Source organism: Plasticicumulans sp., from assembly GCF_035331805.1.
In the GTDB taxonomy this organism is placed as follows: Bacteria; Pseudomonadota; Gammaproteobacteria; order Competibacterales; family Competibacteraceae; genus Plasticicumulans.
Genome location: NZ_DAOLKE010000338.1, coordinates 1 through 3,722, shown reverse-complemented (window position 1 = coordinate 3,722; position 3,722 = coordinate 1). Strand labels below are relative to the sequence as shown.

Annotated in this window: 2 protein-coding genes; both read right to left on the bottom strand. The window is 73.6% G+C overall.

Features of this window, described 5'->3' with window-relative positions:
- On the bottom strand, positions 1 to 2,772 hold a 2,772-nt coding region (locus PKE44_RS16405), incomplete at its 3' end, for an adenylate/guanylate cyclase domain-containing protein (RefSeq protein ID WP_324553336.1).
- A gap of 60 nt (positions 2,773 to 2,832) precedes the next feature.
- Positions 2,833 to 3,390, bottom strand: coding sequence for a Crp/Fnr family transcriptional regulator (locus PKE44_RS16400; protein ID WP_324553333.1), 558 nt, complete (start codon positions 3,388 to 3,390; stop codon positions 2,833 to 2,835).
- Positions 3,391 to 3,722: the final 332 nt, after the last annotated feature.

Below are 3,722 nucleotides of genomic sequence, written 5' to 3'. Positions count from 1 at the left end.
GTGCTGGTGTACCTCGGCGGCGAACACCAGGGCCGAGGCCTCGACGTGCGCGAGTCCGTCGGCGCGCGCGAGCTCGAGCGCGTGCAGCGCCTCGCGCCGCGCGGCGTCCGGTTCGCCGAGATGCCAGCGCAGCCAGCCGGTGAAGGCGTGGCCGAGCACGCCGGCATCGACGCCGTAGACCAGGCCGTGACCGCGGTGCGCATGCGGATCGTGCAGCGCGAGCGTGCGCGTCATGTGCCCGAGCGCGGCGTGCAGCTCCCCGCGGTTGAACAGCGAGGCTCCGTAGGCGCGATGCGCCTCGATCAACAGCCCGGCGTCGCCCGAGCGCTGCGCCAGTTCGAGCAGGCGCGCACCGAGCGCCTGCGCGCGCACGAGTTCGCCGCGCACATGGCAGAGCGTGCGCAGTCCGAACAGCGCCGGAAACAGCCCGGCCGGCTCGTCGAGCGTCTCGATCAGGGCGAGGGTGCGCAGGTACGCCTGTTCGACGCCGGGGGCCGCGTAGCCCTGCGTGAGCATGCGCACCGAACCGAGTGCGAGCTGCAGCTCCAGTTCGCGGCGATCACGCGCCGGGCCCGGCGGCTGCGCGAGCGTCAGTGCCAGCGCGGCATCCAGGTGCGACTCGGCCTCGACACTGGCCGCGCGCCGGCGCGCCTGGAGACCGGCACGCAGCAGCCAGTCGATCGCGCGCGGCGCGTCGCCGCCGAGCCGGTAGTGTGTGGCGAGCTCGGCGCAGTGCTCGTCGAGCCGCTCGGGGTACAGCGCCTCGATCGCCTGCGCGGTCTGCACGTGCAGCGCGGCGCGGCGCCCGCCGGGCAGCGAGCCGTAGGCGACTTCCTGGGTCAGCGCGTGCCTGAAGCGGTAGCCGGTCTCGGGCCAGGCCGGCAGTGCGTGGATGAACTCGCCGGCCTGCAGGCGCGCGAGCCGCAGCTTCAGTAGCGCCTCGGGCTGCGCGGTGACGCGCGCGATCAGGCTCCACGGCAAGTGCCGGCCGATCACCGCCAGCGTCTGCAGCAAGGCCTTGTCGGCGGCGTCGAGCCGGTCGATGCGGGCGGCGAGCACGCCCTGCACGGTCGGCGGCAGATGCGCGAGCCGCGCCGCGCCGGCGGCGGCGGCGGCGGCGAGCCGATAGTTGCCGCGTGCGCCGGCGAGCACGCCCTCGCCGGCGAGCGTCTGCACGACCTCTTCGAGGTAAAAAGGATTGCCGTCGGTGCGCTCCAGCAGGCCGGCGCGCAGCGCTGCGAGTTCCGCCGCCGGGCCGAGCAGCGTGTCGAGCAGCGCCCCGGCTTCGGTCGTTCCGAGCGCTTCGAGCCGCAGCCGCAGTGCCCCGGCGGCCACGAGCCAGTCGTCGCGGTATTCGGGCCGGTAGTCGACCAGCAGCAGCACCGGCAGCGACGCGAGGCGCGGCGCGAGCCACGCCAGCCAGGCTTCGGTGTCGGCATCCAGCCACTGCAGATCCTCGACGATCAGCAGCAGCGGCCGTTCCCGGGCCAGCCGGCGCAGCAGGCGCGCGAGCGCCTCGAACAGGCGCTGGCGCAGACTCTGCGGATCCATCTGCGCGAGCGCCGGCAGGCCGGCGTCGAGCCCGAGCAGATGCAGCAGCCACGGCAGCTCGGCGTCGAGCGCAGGGTCGAGTGCCAGCACGCGGCTGCTGAGCTTGCCGCCGCGCGTGCGGGCATCGTCGCCGGCATCGATGTGCGCGTAATCGGTCAGCAGTTCGATCAGCGGCAGCCACGGCCAGGCCTTGCCATGCGCGACCGGGCCGGTTTCCAGCACCTGTGCAGCCGGCACGGCGCCGAGCCGGAACTCGTGGAACAGTCGTGACTTGCCGACCCCGGGCTCGCCGGCGAGCGCGACGAGCGCACCGCCCGCCGCCGTGCCGACACCGGCCCAGACGCGCGCGAGCCGCTCGAGTTCGGCACGCCGGCCGACGAACGCTGCGAGCCCGCGGCTTGCCATCAGCTGCAGGCGCGTACGCAACGCGCCCGGCCCGAGCAGCTCGTACACCGGCAGCGGTTCGGGCAGGCCGCGCACCGGCGTGGCGCCGAGCGCACGGAACGTGAACCAGTCCTGCGCGAGCCGGTGGGTGCTTGCGCTCGCAATCACGGAGCCGGGTAAGGCGATGCCCTCCAGGCGCGAGGCGAGATGGATCGTCGGCCCGACCGGGTCGTAGTCGGTGCGCAGGTCATCGGTGCGGATCGCACGCACGATGACCTCGCCGGTGTTGACGCCGACACGCAATGCCAGTGCGACGCCATGCACGGCGCGCAGCCCATCGGCGTAGCGACGCATGGCTTCCTGCATGCGCAGCGCCGCGTACAGCGCGCGGCACGCGTGGTCCTCGTGCGCGATCGGCGCGCCGAACAGCGCGAGCAGACCGTCGCCGAGCAGCTTCGTGACGTAGCCCTCGTAGTGGTGCACGGCTTCCATCATCAGTTCGAGCACCGGATCGAGCAGTCGGCGTGCGTCCTCGGGATCGAGCGCATGGATCAGGGCGGTCGAGCTGGCCAGATCCGCGAACAGCGCGGTGACGGTCTTGCGCTCGCCGTCGCTGGCGCCGCCGCGGGCGGCAAGCGCCGCCTGCGCATCGAGGATGCGCTCGGCGAGGTGCGCGGGCGTGTACTCGAGCGGTGCCGGCCCGGTCGCCGCCGCCGGGATCGCCGGTCGGGCCGGCAGCAGTCCGCCGCACGCACTGCAGTAGCGCGCATCCGCTGCCACCGTCTGGCCGCAGGCCGGACAGGCGCGCGCGAGCGGCGCACCGCAGCGGCTGCACACGCTAGTGGTGGCGTCGGGATGTGCGCAGCCGCAGGCGGCGCAGTGCACGGGGCGCGGTCCTCAGCAGCCGGCGTCGATCGGGCAGGCGTGCATGCCGCCGTCGAACAGCGGATAGCCCTCGATCGCCTCGGCGGCGATGCGCGTGCGGAACAGCTGCTCGTCGGCCACGCGCAGGCGTCGGCATAGCTCGCGGCCGAGGTTCATCTGCAGCAGCACGAACTGCTCGGGGTCACGCTCGTGCAGCGCATACAGCGCGCTGCAGTCGAAAGCCAGCGCCGAGCACTCGGTGAGGGCGAGCCCCGAGGCGCTGCGCGGGCAGAAGTCGAGCAGCGCGATCTCGCCGAAGCAGTCACCGGGGCCGAACTCGCGCAGCAGGTACTCGCGCCCTTCCCAGGCCTTGAGGATCGCGACGCGCCCGGATTCGAGCACGAACATCTGCTCGCCGGTCTCGCCCTCGTGGAAGAACCAGCCGCAGCGCGCGACCGTCACCGCTTGCGCATGCGCGAGCAGGCAGCCGAGCGCCCCGGCGTGCAGTGCGCCGAACACCGGCATCGCCTGCAGCAGCGCCAGCCGGGTCTGCGTGATCGGCACATCCGGCGGTGGCGGCCGTGGGGTCATCAGCGTGGGCTCCGGGTACCGGGCCGTCCGCGGCCGGCCCTGGCGCCAGTGTAGGCCGCTGTTCAGGCGTTTACCGGCACATGCGTCCGGTATTCGCCCGCAACCGCCGGCAGCGGCGACGCCGGAACCACCGGCTGTGCGATGCGAGCAGCGTGCCGGTGACCATGTGCCGCGAGTGCACCGATCCGGCAGCAGACGGGCGCGACTCGTGGCGAGCCACGCCCGCCCGCTGCCGGCGAGCCGGTGGCAGCGCGGCTGCAGCCGGTCCCGACTGCGTCCGGCCTCAGCCCAGATAATGCTTCAGCTGCGCCGCCGCCTGGCGCACCGCCGTC